Raw genomic sequence first — 13,463 nt, forward strand, 5'->3', positions numbered from 1 at the left:
CGCGAAGCTAGACCTCCTGCATCCGCGCGGCGAAGGTATTTCGCGAAAACCTGATCTTCTCGCGGAGTTCCTCATCGGGAATCTGCCGGGCCCGGGCGTCGGTCGGCACGAGGCGCTTCAGCAGCCCGACCCCGTTGGCCAGCTGGATCGCGAGGCCGGGCCGAGCGTTGACCTCGATCATGATCGGGCCGCGCTCCTCATCGATCATCATGTCGACGCCGAGGTATCCGAGTCCGGTCATCTGCTGGCAGGTCACGGCGATCTCGAGGATCCGGTCCCACTCGGGGAGCTGGACCCCGATCAACGGCACCTTGAGGTCGGGGTGGACGGTCACCGGCCTGCCGTGGTGGATCGCGTGAACCGTGCGCCCCGTGGCGATGTCGACCCCGATGCCGAGGGCACCCTGGTGGAGGTTCGAGCGACCATCGGATTCCCGCGTCGAGGCCCTCAGCATCGCCATCACCGGATAGCCGCGGAAGATCACCACCCGCACGTCCGGCGCGCCCTGGAAGCTCAGTTCGGTCATCACCTTGGCCGGCTTCACCCGGTCCTCGATCAGGGCAACGTCGCGCTTGCCGCCGAGACTGAACAGGCCGGCGATGATGTTCTGGAGGTGGAAGCGGACTTCATCGGGCGAGACCACCGAGCCGCTCGGCTTGATGTAGCGGTCCTCATCCCTTCCAGAGATGACGAGGATCCCCTTCCCTCCCGACCCCCGGGCGGGCTTGACGACGAAGGAATCCCTCTCACCCAGAATGCGGTCGAGGCGGCGGATCTCCTTCGGGCTGCGAACCACGCCGAAGGTTTCCGGAACGGAAATCCCCTGCCGTTCCGCCAGCAGCTTCGTCCGGATCTTGTTGTCGACCAGGTCGTAGAGCCGTCGCGGGTTGTTCGGCAGGACGAAGCGGGCATTCCGCATGTTGATGCCGACCACCCCCATCGCCTCGAGTTCCCCCGGGGTGCGGAAGTAGCGGTGCCACCAGCGCTTCATACCGCCTCCTCGAAATTCTTGAAGCGGATCAGCTCACTCAGGCGGTAACCGGTGTAGCGGCCGACCAGAATGATGCCCGCAAGCAGCACCAGCAGCAGCTCGGGAAAGTAGAAGGCCCAGTAGCGGATCTGCTTCAGTTCCATGAACAGGTAGGCGATCACGGCGACGACCAGCGAACCCGCCACCTGGAGCAACGCGTTGCGCTTGCCCTCCTCTTCCCAGATCAACGACATCCGCTCGATGGTCCAGGCAAGGATGATCATCGGAAACAGCGTGATCTTGAGACCGTCGCGCATGCCCAGGTGCCAGCTCACCACGCTCAGAAGCATCATCAGCAGGGTCACGATCACCACGCAGGCGGCGACCCGCGGCACCACGAGAAGATTCAGCCGCGAGAGCAGGAAGCGGAACCACAGGCCCGACGCGACGATGACCACGAACATGGTCAGGCCGCTCTTCAAATCCATTTCCAACAGCGCGAGGGCCAGCAGCACCGGCATGAAGGTTCCGAGCGTGGCGATGCCGATGAGGTTGCGAAGGATGACGACGACGAAGGCGCCGATGGGGATCAGCACGACGTAGCGGAACACCTGCCGCTCCGATGCCGGCAGGCCGAAGATCGTCGAGACCAGCAGGCCCGAATCCTTGAGGTCGGTGAGCTTTTCCATCGGGATGATGTCCCGTGTGGTGGTGAAGGCCACCTGCGAGTTCTCGCCACCCGAGACCTCGAGGAGGGCGTCGCCACCGCGGTTCCAGACGAACAACTCGCGTGGATCGAGGGTCGATGCCGGTTGATCGGGATCGCGCACCTTCCAGTAAACGCCGTCGAAGTACTCGACGAAGAGCGAGGGTTTCTGCGAGCCGCGGATTTCGTTGAGCTGGACCGCGTAGGCCTGCCGGGCCGGCACGCCCGCCATGTTCAGGAGGTCGATCCCGAGGAGGGTGAGGGCGTCGGAATTGGACACCTCCTCGTAGTGACGCTTGAGCAGGGCGATCTCCTGCGAGCCCTCGATCGCGGTGATCTCGCGGAACACCCCGGCCAGCAGGGTGTCCGGATTCGAGGAAAGCTCCTTGGCCCGGCGGACGACGCTCTCGGCCGCCGAACGGAGGGTTCCCGATAGACCCGGATCGCCGGGAACCGGGACATCGCCCGGCTCGAGACGCGGACCGCCGCTGTCGACCCCCCGCTGGGGGAACCGGACGCGGTAGTAAAGCGATTGCGGTCCCTCCTTGCTGTCCGAGGCCCAGAGTGCGGCGTATTCATCGAGGGTATCCTCGACGATGAAGCTGTAACCGGCCGAGCGGGCGTCGATGCCCAGCTCGCGATCGATGGCCACGCCGGGAAGGGCCAGCCGCGCGGTGACCGGATCGCCGACCGCGACGAAGCTCACCTTGGCCTCGACCAGCCACTCGCTGGGGCGTTCGTCGACGATCAGGGGAATGCCGAGAACGACATTCTTGTAGGCGGCGACTCCTCCTCCGACCAGGGCCAGAAGGGACACGAGCGCGAGCAGCTTGATGCGTGAAGCCATGGGAAAATTGCTGCCGGTTGACGGGTTGAAATCCGGTCAGCGCATCACCTTCTCATCCGCGATGAAGGCGCGGCTCGGATCCACCCAGCCAAGTTCGCGGATGGTTGTGCGACCGATGAGCATCGGGTTGAGCATGTTGGACCGGTCGCTGAGGGTGAAATCCGTCTTCATCTTGCGCTCGCCGATCTTGACGGCGAGGCGGACGACTTCCCGCGCTTCGACGCCCCCTCCCGGTTCCTTCACGCGGGCGATCCGGACCAGCGGTGCCTCGATGCGGATCTTTCCGGCGTCCTTCTTGCGGGGATCGAGGACGACAAAGCGGACCCACTTCTTGCCATCGCGCTCGAACAGCTCCTTTTCCTCGGCGTGCACCGAACTGGTGTAGGCCCCGGTGTCGAGTTTTGCCGCGACCTTGAGTTCCGTCTTGCCATCGCTCAGGCAGGCCCATTCCTTCCAGCCGAAAACCTGAACCGGATCGGCGGATACCGGCCGGGCCACGGCGGCGGCCTCGTCCTCGGCCTCGAGTTCGGCTTCGTCCTTCGACTCCGGTTCCGTCTCCGATTCCGGTTCGTCGCTCTTCTTCTCGGCCGGCGCTTCGGCGTTGGTTTTCGGATCATCCGTGCCAGACTCCGCCGCGACGACGGAGAAAACCGCCGGAAGACAGAGGATCAACATCCATTTCGTAAGTGCCGAGAATTCTCCTTTCACGCGGGCCCACTATCACCACCCGTTTTTCTCAAATGCAACGTTATTCACAATTGGTGCCGCTCGTGGGGGTCGGCTTTTTCGTCGGCCTGACCGGCTGCGAAAACCTCCAATTCCGCAGCCCGATCGACAGGACGGAAGTCTCGGCTCCCGCCATGTGGCAGTCGGCCGGCGAGGGCCGGGGCCGGAAGATCAGCAGTGGCTGGCTTTCGGACTTCGGCAGCCGGGATCTCCGCCAGGCCGTCGAGGCGGCGATGGCCCGGAATCAGGACCTCGCCGCGGCCGAGGCGCGAATGCGGGCCGCCGAGTATGTCCGCATCGCCGGCCGCTCGAGGGTGAAACCCCGGGCGCAGCTCGGCACGTCGGGCAGCTTCTCGATCTCCGAAAACGGCACGGCCGCGACGACCGAAAGCGAGAGCTACAACCTGACCGTTTCCGCCGCCTGGGAAGTCGACTTGTGGGGACGCCTGCGCGACCTGAATCTCGCCGATGATGCCGATCTGGCGGCCGTCCGCGCGACCTACCGGGGTGCCCGGCTTTCCCTGGCCGCGGCCACCGCCCGGGCGTGGATCAACCTGATCGCCGCCGAGCAGCAGCTCGAGCTCGCGAAGGTGACGCTCGATTCGTTCGAGCGGAACCTGCGGATCAGCGAGCGCAACTACAAGGGCACCGGACAGGGCGCTCTCGATGTGCAGTTCGGGCGCACCAACGTGGCGGCGGCGAAGCGGGCCGTGGCATCGACCCGGCTGGTCCGGGACGAAGCCGCCAGGACGCTGGAGACTCTGACCGGCAGCTACCCGAGTGGTCGCACCCGCGCCGGCTCGGATCTTCCGAAGCTGAGTCGCGAGGTGCCCTCCGGAATTCCCGCGGATCTGCTCGAGCGTCGTCCCGATCTGGCGGTCGCCCGGGCCGACGTGTATGCCTCGGCCCGCCGGGCCGACGCCGCCCGCAAAAGCCTGCTGCCCTCGCTCGCGCTGACCGGGTCCGGCGGCACGCCCACCTCCCGCTTCTCGGATTTCCTCAACCCCGACTGGCTGGTCGCCAGCATCGCGGCGAGCCTGGCCCAGAACCTCTATTCGGGGGGTGAGCTCACCGCCGAGGCGCGGGCCGCGCTCGAGCGCAACCAGGCAGCGGTCCACGACTACCGCCAGGTGGCGCTGGAGGCCTTCCGCGAGGTCGAGTCCGCGCTCGCCGCCGAGGTCTCGCTGGCGGAGCAGGAACTCTATCTCCGGCGCGAGGTCGAACAGGCCGCGCTGGCTGAAGAGCAATCGACGCGGGATTACGCGGACGGCATCGAGGGCTCGGACATCCTCGACGTGCTCGAGGCCCAGCGCCGGGCGAACAACGCGCGGTCGAGTCTGATCCGCCTGCGCAGCGACCGCCTGCGCAACCGGATCGATCTCCACCTCGCCCTTGGCGGGGATTTCTCCACCGCGGAAAGCTGACGCAAGTTGGCGCCCCCCATGTTCGTATTTGGCAAGGCGGGTTCGCTCGTCCATCTTCCCGCGCCTCCGCCATGATTCTCCGCATCTTCATTCCGCTCGCCATCCTCGGTGTGGGTGGTCTGCTGGGCCTTTGGCTGTCGGAGAAGAGCGACCCCCCCACTCCCCAGCAGGCACCTCCGCAGCGCCTCAAGACCGGCGTGATCGAGCTGCACCGGACCGACTTCCCGGTCATCCTGAAATCGCAGGGCCTGGTCCGGTCCCACCACGAGACCCCCCTCACCGCCGCCGTCGCCGGCACGGTCCACATCGTCCACCCGGGTTTCGAGGACGGCGCTTTCTTTCAAAAGGGAGAGGTGCTTGCGGAACTCGAGCCGGCGGACTTCGAGGCCGCGGTCGAGGCGGCGCAGTCGGTGCTCGCCCGTGCCGAGGCGGCGATGGCGCAGGAAGAGGCCCGCGCCCGCCAAGCGCGGCTCAACTGGGAGGATCTGGGATATGAGGAAGAGCCCTCCGAACTCGTGCTGCGGGTGCCTCAGCTCAAGGAGGCCCGGGCCAACGTGGATGCGGCATCGGCGGCACTCGACCAGGCCCAACGCGATCTCGCCCGGACCAAGATCCGGGCGCCCTTCGACGGTCGGGTGCGCGATCGCCTGGTCGGACTCGGGCAGGCGGTGGGGCCGTCCACCCCCTTGGGCAACGTGTTTGCCACCGACTACGCCGAGGTCCGGCTGCCGCTCACTCCCGAGCAACTCCGCTTCATCGACCTGCCCTCGCGCCCCGGCGATGCCCCGGTGCCGGTGGAACTCCTCGATGCCCTCGGCGATCTGAACGAAGAAGAGGCGAAGGTCCGGTGGCCCGCGGAGATCGTCCGCACCGAAGGCGCACTCGACGAGGCGTCGCGCGAGTTGTTCGCGATTGCCCGCATCGACGATCCCTTCGGCCTGAATCACCCGGACCGTCCCCCGCTTCGAATCGGCCAACCGGTCCGGGCGGCGATCAATGGTGAGGTGCTCAAGGATGTCTTCGTCCTCCCGCGGGTGGCGCTGCGGGGCGTGAACCGCGTCTACCTCGTCGATCGCGAGGAACTTTCCATCGTCCGCACCAAGATCGAGCCGATCTGGACCACCACGGAGGAACTGATCGTGCGCGAAGGCTTGGAAAACGGCCAGTGGCTGTCGGTGACACGCATGCCCTACGCCCCGGACGGGGCACCGGTCGAGATCATCGCGGATGAGCCGAGCGTCGTGGTCGATGCGCCCGAAAGCGCCGGTTCCTGATCGGCCGGATTCGGGACCGGGGCCAATGATTTTCTTCCGAAAGCCGGGGTTGGCGGAATGCGGAGATCGGCATTTTGTTAACTTTTATTAAATTTTAGTTGCGCCTAACCATGTTTTTTGAAATTCTCCGCCCTGTGATGAAAGCGCCCTACCGTTCGATCATCCTTCCCGCCCTGGTTTGGGCCTCGGTGGCGACCGCCGCGGAAGCTCCCGCCGATTTGGAGAGCCGGGCCGCCGAGCAGGAACGCCAGATCCGCCAGCTCGAGGTCCAGAACCAGCGCCTGCGCGACCAGATCGAGCGGCTGCAGGAGCAGCTGGCGGCGAAGGAGGACGCCCCCCCTGCCCCGCCCTCGGAAACTCCTCCGGCGGCCGAAACGGAGCCCGAGCCGGACGCCGCTGCCGCCGGACAAGCCGAGGTATCCGTCCACATCGTGAAGGCCGGCGAGAGTCTCTCGAAGATCGCCAAGCAACACGCCACCACCACGGCGGTGCTCGCCAAGCTCAACGGCATCCGCAATCCGAGCCTGATTCGCGAGGGGCAGCGCCTCAAGCTCCCCGTGAGCGCCCCGGCACCTGCCCCCGAGCCCACGACGGCGGAAACCGTGACCGGCACACACACCGTGAAAGCCGGTGAGACCTTCTTCTCGATCGCCAAGATCTATGGCCTGAGCGTCGAAACCCTGCAGGCCGCCAATCCCGACGTGAACCCCACGGCCCTGCGGATCGGACAGCAACTCAAGCTGGGAGCCAGAAAAGACCCGGAGCCCGCCGCCGACGAACCCGCCGCGCCGGGTGCGGATGCCTCCTACGGTTCCGAAGCCATCGCCCACAAGAAGCCGGTCATCCGGAAGATTCCGATCACCGAAAACATTTCCTTCGGCGAGTTCGCCAAGCGCCACCAGATGGAGCCGGCGAAGCTGAATGCCCTCAACGGGCTTCAACTCGAACCGAAAACCGTGCTTGCGACGGGGTCGCGCCTCTACGTTTCCGCTCAGCCTTTGGAGTAGAGAGCCCCTCACCAGGATGGTCGTTCAGCGACCGATGGCACCCGCCCGGGACGCAAGTCCCGGGCGGGTTTTTCATTACTCGGCCTCGATCCCGAGGATGATCTCCGTCTCCGGCATCAGTTCCTCGAGCTTCGCCTTGCCGGCGGCGTCGACCTCGGTCTGCCAGAGGTAGAGACGCTTGAGCGTCGGGAGTTCGCTGAGCACCGCAACTCCGTCGGTGGTCACCGCCGTGCCGTAGAGGTTGAGCGATTCGAGCGAGGCCATGCCCTTGATCTGCTCGATGCCGGCGTCGGTGACCCCGGTCTCGGACAGACGGAGCATGCGCAGTCCCGTCGCGCCCGAAACCGCTGCAAGACCGGTGTCGGTCACATGCGTCCCGGAGAGGTCGAGTGAGACCAGCGATTCGGCCACCGGCTCGAGCTTCGCCAGCATCTCGTCGTTGAAACGATCGCGCATGCTCACCGCGGTGAAGGTCAGCCCGCTGGACTCCTGCGACTCGAAGTTGAGGGCCCCGGGAAACTCTTCGCGGAGGCCTTCGACCACGGTGGCCAGCTCGGCCCTCGCCTTTTCCTCGGCGGCGGCCGCCGCGGCGGCGGCTTCGGCCTGGGCCTGCAGGACCTCGGGCGGCACCAGCTTCGAGACCGCCGCCTTGATTTCCTCCGGCATCTCGGCCTCGGCGACCTTCTGGTCGGGAAGCGCGCCGGTATCGATCCACCAGGTCACGATCTCGATCTCGTGGTCCTCCATCTGCTCCTTGTTTTCCGGAGGCATGTGCTCCTCGTCGTCGAGAGGAAGATGAATCCGGAACAGGATGTTGCTGTCCTCGGCATCGCCGGGTGTGATCGCTTCGCCCTCCTTGCCGCCGAGCACGAGATTCTCGTAGGTGTCCATCCGGAGGCGGCCCTTCTGCTTGTCGGGGCCGTGACAGGACACGCATTTCTGGTCGAAGATCGGCTGAACGAGGTGGGTGTAAACGATCTGGTCCTCGACCGGGATGACCGGGGCGCCTCCATCGCCGTCCTCTTCCGCTTCGAGCATCGGCAGGCGCTGGTTTTCGGGCACGATCTGGTTGTAGAGCTCGCGGACTTCGTTCGGGGCCTCGGCGGTGAGGTAGCTCTTGCCGTGGACCATCGATCCGCCGTCGTGGCTGGCGACCGTCATCGTGGCTCCACTGATCAAGAGTGTGAGGACATAGACCCAGTTGCCGGAACCGTTCGCCAGGTCGACCCAGCGCTTGATCACGAAGGCCGCGACGGTCATCGCCGCGAAGCCGATGCCCCACCACAGGTGGCTGGAGATCAGCTCCTCATCGTACTGGCCGGGGTCGGTCTGATAGAGCAGGAATCCGAAGACCGCCGCCACCACGGCGCTCACCGCCGTGAAGAAGGCCGGGATCAGCGTCGAGCTGCCCTTGTCCTTGCGGAACAGCTTGCCGAACTCGAGGAGCAGCACCAGGCACAGCATGCCGATCGGCAGGTGGAGCACCAGGAAGTGGAAACGGCCGAGAAAGCGCTCCCATTGAGAGAGATCGGCGAGGCCGGACCCGGGCATCTGCGCGACCAGAGGCATGGCCACCAAGGCCGCCACCGTGGCGATCCCCGCGAAGCTCAGAATGACGGCACCCGCCTTGGATCGCGGCTTTTCTTCGATTTCGGATTCTTCGGAGTTCATCGACGCCCGCAACTACGTTCACGGATTGCCGGAATTTCCACTGAAATCAGACATCGACGACCGGTCCCTTTTTGTCGTCCTCCTTCGATTTCGGCACTTTCTTGCCGAAGAACGGCAGGAAGCGCCGGATATCGACGCCGAGCACGGCGAGGGACTGGACCAGAACGAGCAACGCGGTCGCCTCGTCGATGAACGGCAGCGGGTCCGGAGTGATCCCCATGACCAGCAGGTAGAGGCCGGAAAGGACCGCAAAGAAAAGGGCGAGCGCTTTTTTCACGCCGGAAACTACCCGCCTTCGCCGCCAAATCAATCAAGCTTGGCGCGCGGGGCGGTCATTTCTTCGACTTCGCGGCCTTCTTGGCGGCCTTTTTCGGGAGCTTCTTGGGCAGTTTCTTGGCGGCCTTTTTCGCGGCTTTTTCCTGGGCCTCCTCCGCGGCCTTGTCGGCAAGGACCTCGGCCACATCGCGCTTCTTCGGACCGACTTTCCGGCCGCCCTTCTTCGCCGCGCCCTGCTGCTGCTGTTCTTCCTCATCATCCCCCCCGTGGCTGAGGATGAACTGGAGGTCTTCGAGCCCGAGGTTCGAGGCGAAGCCCTCGTCCCCGAGCACGTTGGTCACGAGCTGGGTCTTCTGGTGCTGGAGGATGCGGATCTTTTCCTCGACGGTGTCGCGGGTCAGCAACCGGTAGGCGATCACCTTGTTTTTCTGGCCGATGCGGTGGGTGCGGTCGATGGCCTGGTTTTCCACCGCCGGGTTCCACCACGGATCGTAGAGGATCACGTAGGACGCCGAGGTGAGGTTGAGACCCGAGCCGCCCGCCTTGAGTGAAAGCATGAACACGGAGGGGTCCTTGGTCGTCTGGAAACGCTCGATCTCCCCCTTGCGGTCCTTGGTCTGGCCGGTGAGGTAGTGGAACGGCCGAGCCTCGAGCTCGAGGCGCGCCTTGATCAGGTCGAGCATCGAAACGAACTGCGAGAAGACGAGCACCTTGTGACCTTCCTCGTAGAGCTGGTCGAGAAGGTAGAAGAGCGACTCCATCTTGGCGCTCTCTTCCTTCAGGTATTTCGGGTCGATGAGCCCGGGGTGGCAGCAGATCTGCCGCAGGCGCATCAGCCCCTGGAGAATGGCGAAGGAATTCTTCTTCACCGCCTCGTCGGAATCGAGGCCGAGCAAGGCCTTCTGGATCCGCTTGAGTTCGGCCTTGTAGAGATCCTGCTGGACTCCGTCCATCTTGGCATAGACCTCCTCCTCGGTCCGCGGCGGGAGGTCCTGGGCCACCTGCAGCTTGGTCCGGCGCAGCAGGAACGGACGCAGGCGCGCGGCGAGGCGGTTCTGCGAGAGCGGGTCCTTGCGCTTGTCGAAGCGCTTTTTGAAGTAGGCGCGGCTGCCGAGCACGCCCGGCATCGCGAAGGCCATCAGCGACCACATGTCGAGCAGCCGGTTCTCGATCGGCGTGCCGGTGAGCACCAGACGGTTCTGGGAATCGAGTTCGCGGGCGCACTTCGCGGCCTTCGAGTCGGGGTTCTTGATCTGCTGGCCCTCGTCGAGGATCACCGTCAGCCACTTCAGTTCGTTGAGCAGATCGCCGCAGACCCGGAGCTGGGCGTAGTTCAGGATCAGCATGTCCACGTTCTCCTGGATGTGCGCGACGTCGAGGTCGTCGCGATTGCGGAGAATCTTGGTCCGGAGTTCCGGCGCGAACTTCTCGGCCTCGCTGGACCAGACGTCGAGCACCGACTTCGGGCAGACGATCAAGGCCGGGCGGTGGGACTCGTTGGCGTCATCACGGGCCTCGTGGAGCCACAGGATGTAGGTCAGCGACTGGATGGTCTTCCCGAGGCCCATGTCGTCGGCGAGGATGCCGCCGAAGCGGTTGGTCGCCAGGTAGGCCAGGAACTGGTATCCCTCGACCTGATAGGGCCTGAGTTTGGCGTTGAGGGCCTTGGGCACTTCCGGCCTGACCTCGATGGTGATGTCGCCGGCCCGGTCCTTGATCCGTTTCCATGCCTTCGGGTCGAAAACCTCGGCCGCCTTGGGGTCGGCCAGTTGAAGGGCGTGCATCCGGTGGGTCTCCCCGGAGAGGTCGAAGGGGTCGAGGCCCAGCCGGGTGACCGCGTCGCGTTGATCGGGGTCGAGCTTGATCTCGAGCCGCATCCACGAGCCATCCTCCATGCGGACGTAGCCGCCGCGGGCGGCGACGAGCTGGCGGATCTGGGTCTTGGAGAGGTTGACGCCCTCGACGTCGATGACGATGCGCAGGTCGAACCAGTCGATGTCCTGATTGACCACCTCGAAGCGCACCGCGGCCGTGACCGGGTCGGCGAGGATGGATTTGAGACGGCTGTCGATGTCGAGGTCGAGTTCCTTCGGCATCGAGTCGATCCACTCGGCGAACTTCTCGGGGAACTGCTTGGTGATGCGCGACTTGAAGGCGCCGAGCTTCTCGTCGTAGGTGAGGCCCATGTCCTCCAGCAGGAAGGGCACCGGATGAAGCGCCTCCCGCGCGAATCGAAGCAGTTGTCGGCCCTTGAGCGGCTTCTGTTCGACGACCTCCCAGCCTTCCTTGGTGAGCTTCTCGGTGCGGCGGTCCTTGGATTCGATGGCCGCGACCTCGACCACGAGGTGTTCAGTTTCGGCGGCGGTGAGGCCGGCCACCAGCTTGAGCTCGAAGCGGGGCTTGAGCTCGAGGTCCACGACCCGCTTCTTCAGCGAGTCGGGTAGCGTCGATCCGATCTTGCGCAGGAACTCGACGCCCTCGAGCGAATCGATGACCCGCTTGGGAATCAGGTAGCGGGGCATGATCTCGGTTTCCTCAAGCCAACGGGGCGGGCCCGGGAAGACCGTCTCGTCGGACTGATAGAGTTCCTTGCGACCCGGGAGCATCCGGACCGAGTGAGTCACGTTCTCGCCCTCCTGGGTGACGAGCTGCAGGGCGAAGCTCGACGAGTCGTAGGGGTCGTCCTCGCAGGTCCAGTGGAGGGGCTGGTCGACCACCTTGAAGTCGTTCTCGTCGAGGTTGACCAGGTAGCCCTTGAGGGCCGGCTGGCGGAACAGGCGGTTCATGAAGCGGCACGCCTCCTCCTGGTCGAAGTCGAAGGTCGTGTCCCCGTGTTCGCGGTAATACGAAAGGAAATGCTCCCAGAGCAACTGGCTCGGGGCGTCCATCTTCAGCGCCGCCTCACCGAAGGCCGGCAACAGGCGCTCGATCTCGTTCTTCTCGCGGAGCTGCTGCCACGGACCCTCGTTTTCGCTGATCTCCAGCCGGGCCTCGTTGATCGTGGCCACCAGACGGAACCGGACCCCGACCGGCGGTGCCTGGGGAGGCCGCTCGTTGACGTGCTCGATCCGCTCGTACCAGGCCGCGACCTCGCGCTCCTGTTCCCAGTCCGCCATCTTCTTCTGAACGTAGTTCAGGTCGGTGATGACGTTCATGAAGTCCGGGTAGGGAAGCTTCTTCTTGTAGAACGCGTAGGCCAGGTAGTTCCAGAACTCGAGAATGTCGCCCGGCGGCATCGGCCAGAGCTCGAGCGGCTCGTAGGTGGTGATTTCCCACCGGGGCGTCAGCCGCACCATGTCGTGATCGTGGATCTCGCCCTCGATCACGTAGCGGCGGTAGCGCTTCTCGACCTTGGAGACGAAGTCGGCCTCCTTGTCGTCGAGTTCGCGCCCGAGCTTGTCCTCGATCACGTCGAGAACCGGCGTGTCGTCGAACTCGTTGGGGCTCTCCGGCAGGTCCTCGCCGCGATGCATGCGCTCCATCATCGTGGCGTACTGGCAGGCACCCGAGACGATGTCGTCCTCGGCCGTGCAGGACCCGAACCAGCGATTGCCCTGAAGTCTCAGGCTGGTGCGGAAGGTTCCCGATTCATCCTCCACCCTGCCCTGGATGAAGAGGTGGTTGCCGAAAATCTGGGTGACCGTCCCGTCCTGTTGGAGTTGCTCGCCTTTTCGACGGGCCTCTTCGGGAAAGCTGTTCAGGAAATTGAGAGTCGCGCGATCAGGATTCATGGCGGGAAGGGAGGGTCCGCCCGCCGGTCATCCACCGGGTCGAAAGCGGGCCGGAAGGATAGATCCCCGTATTTGAATCCGGCAACAAAAACCTGAGCCACAGGACGATTCCCGCCGCGCACCGGGTTTGACACCCGCGATCCCCCCGACCAAGTCTTTCGGCGTGGAAGGCATTCAACGATTCGAAGGCGGCTATCTGCTCACCAATTCCTACCTCGCCCCCACCCCGGGCGGGGCGTGGGTGATGATCGACGCGCCGATCGACGCCGACCGCTGGCTGGACGATCTCGGAATCCAGCCGATCGCCCTGCTTCTGACCCACCAGCATTTCGATCACGTCATGACCGCCGGCGCCATCTCGGCGCGCGGGGTTCCGGTGCATGCCTGGAAACCTTTCGACCGGTCGCTGACGCTCGAGGAGGTGGTCCGGGAGTGGGGCATGCCTTTCGACGTGGATCCCTACGAGGTGGATCATGTCATCGAAGGCCGGCAATCGCTGGAAATCGACGGCCTGACCCTCGAGCTGCGTCACACCCCGGGGCACTCGACCGACAGCGTGAGCTTTTACGACCGGGATGCGGCGGCCCTCTTCGCCGGAGACACCCTGTTCGCCGGATCGACGGGCCGGCCGGATCTGCCGGGAGGCGACATGGCGGTTCTGAGCCGGAGCATCCGCGAGCAGATCTACCCGCTGCCCGACGCCACCCGGGTCCTCCCCGGCCACGGTCCCGAGACCACGATTGGCACGGAAGCTGCCGAAAACCCGATCGTGCGACGAATCTGAGAGACAAGGCCGGCTTCCGCCTTCGCTGCACCCGAGGGGGTTTTGCG

General features: G+C 65.0%; 10 protein-coding genes. 4 read left to right on the forward strand and 6 right to left on the reverse strand.

The features are described 5' to 3' along the window. Positions 1-7 precede the first annotated feature (7 nt). The 3 genes from ACG2LG_RS04110 to ACG2LG_RS04120 are packed head-to-tail and all read right to left on the reverse strand — an operon-like array spanning position 8 to position 3,198. Positions 8-991 (reverse strand): alpha-L-glutamate ligase-like protein, encoded by a 984-nt coding sequence (locus ACG2LG_RS04110; RefSeq protein WP_396256566.1) that lies wholly within the window; start codon positions 989-991, stop codon positions 8-10. Next, positions 988-2,523 (reverse strand): UUP1 family membrane protein, encoded by a 1,536-nt coding sequence (locus tag ACG2LG_RS04115; protein WP_396256568.1) that lies wholly within the window; start codon positions 2,521-2,523, stop codon positions 988-990. The genes ACG2LG_RS04110 and ACG2LG_RS04115 overlap by 4 nt, the downstream gene beginning before the upstream one ends. A gap of 36 nt (positions 2,524-2,559) precedes the next feature. Beyond that, a complete protein-coding gene (locus ACG2LG_RS04120) occupies positions 2,560-3,198 on the reverse strand; it encodes an ATP-dependent zinc protease (RefSeq protein WP_396256569.1) in 639 nt (212 codons plus the stop codon). A gap of 65 nt (positions 3,199-3,263) precedes the next feature. Here ACG2LG_RS04120 and ACG2LG_RS04125 point away from each other — a divergent pair, with 65 nt between their 5' ends. The 3 genes from ACG2LG_RS04125 (at position 3,264) to ACG2LG_RS04135 (ending at position 6,954) form a co-directional block, all read left to right on the forward strand. Next, positions 3,264-4,673 (forward strand): efflux transporter outer membrane subunit, encoded by a 1,410-nt coding sequence (locus ACG2LG_RS04125; protein WP_396256571.1) that lies wholly within the window; start codon positions 3,264-3,266, stop codon positions 4,671-4,673. Between the two features lie 71 nt (positions 4,674-4,744). Beyond that, positions 4,745-5,947 (forward strand): efflux RND transporter periplasmic adaptor subunit, encoded by a 1,203-nt coding sequence (locus tag ACG2LG_RS04130; RefSeq protein ID WP_396256573.1) that lies wholly within the window; start codon positions 4,745-4,747, stop codon positions 5,945-5,947. Positions 5,948-6,084: 137 nt separating this feature from the next. Further along, on the forward strand, positions 6,085-6,954 hold the full coding sequence (locus ACG2LG_RS04135; protein ID WP_396256575.1) for a LysM peptidoglycan-binding domain-containing protein: 870 nt from the start codon (positions 6,085-6,087) through the stop codon (positions 6,952-6,954). Positions 6,955-7,029: 75 nt separating this feature from the next. Here the strand turns inward: ACG2LG_RS04135 and ACG2LG_RS04140 are convergent, their stop codons facing one another. From ACG2LG_RS04140 to ACG2LG_RS04150, 3 genes are read right to left on the reverse strand one after another with little or no spacing between them, the layout of a single operon-like run. After that, the gene (locus ACG2LG_RS04140) at positions 7,030-8,625 is read right to left on the reverse strand and encodes a c-type cytochrome domain-containing protein (RefSeq protein ID WP_396256577.1); all 1,596 of its coding nucleotides are present in this window, start codon (positions 8,623-8,625) and stop codon (positions 7,030-7,032) included. 46 nt (positions 8,626-8,671) lie between these two features. Next, positions 8,672-8,902, reverse strand: a complete 231-nt coding sequence (locus tag ACG2LG_RS04145; RefSeq protein ID WP_396256579.1) for a hypothetical protein — start codon at positions 8,900-8,902, stop codon at positions 8,672-8,674. Between the two features lie 55 nt (positions 8,903-8,957). Further along, positions 8,958-12,632 (reverse strand): DEAD/DEAH box helicase, encoded by a 3,675-nt coding sequence (locus ACG2LG_RS04150; protein ID WP_396256580.1) that lies wholly within the window; start codon positions 12,630-12,632, stop codon positions 8,958-8,960. Positions 12,633-12,795: 163 nt separating this feature from the next. On the opposite strand from ACG2LG_RS04150, the gene ACG2LG_RS04155 reads away from it, so the two are divergent. Next, positions 12,796-13,416 carry an MBL fold metallo-hydrolase gene (locus ACG2LG_RS04155; RefSeq protein WP_396256582.1) on the forward strand — a complete coding sequence of 207 codons (621 nt, stop codon included), beginning with the start codon at positions 12,796-12,798 and terminating at the stop codon, positions 13,414-13,416. Positions 13,417-13,463 lie beyond the last annotated feature (47 nt).

The organism is Haloferula sp. A504 (assembly GCF_044385805.1).
Classification (GTDB): Bacteria; Verrucomicrobiota; Verrucomicrobiia; order Verrucomicrobiales; family Akkermansiaceae; genus Haloferula.

What these genes read in the sequence shown, in the direction of transcription:
- ACG2LG_RS04110 (WP_396256566.1), bottom strand. Translation starts at nt 991, where the DNA reads ATGAAGCGCTGGTGGCACCGCTACTTCCGCACCCCGGGGGAACTCGAG.
- ACG2LG_RS04115 (WP_396256568.1), bottom strand. Translation starts at nt 2,523, where the DNA reads ATGGCTTCACGCATCAAGCTGCTCGCGCTCGTGTCCCTTCTGGCCCTG.
- ACG2LG_RS04120 (WP_396256569.1), bottom strand. Translation starts at nt 3,198, where the DNA reads ATGTTGATCCTCTGTCTTCCGGCGGTTTTCTCCGTCGTCGCGGCGGAG.
- ACG2LG_RS04125 (WP_396256571.1), top strand. Translation starts at nt 3,264, where the DNA reads ATGCAACGTTATTCACAATTGGTGCCGCTCGTGGGGGTCGGCTTTTTC.
- ACG2LG_RS04130 (WP_396256573.1), top strand. Translation starts at nt 4,745, where the DNA reads ATGATTCTCCGCATCTTCATTCCGCTCGCCATCCTCGGTGTGGGTGGT.
- ACG2LG_RS04135 (WP_396256575.1), top strand. Translation starts at nt 6,085, where the DNA reads ATGAAAGCGCCCTACCGTTCGATCATCCTTCCCGCCCTGGTTTGGGCC.
- ACG2LG_RS04140 (WP_396256577.1), bottom strand. Translation starts at nt 8,625, where the DNA reads ATGAACTCCGAAGAATCCGAAATCGAAGAAAAGCCGCGATCCAAGGCG.
- ACG2LG_RS04150 (WP_396256580.1), bottom strand. Translation starts at nt 12,632, where the DNA reads ATGAATCCTGATCGCGCGACTCTCAATTTCCTGAACAGCTTTCCCGAA.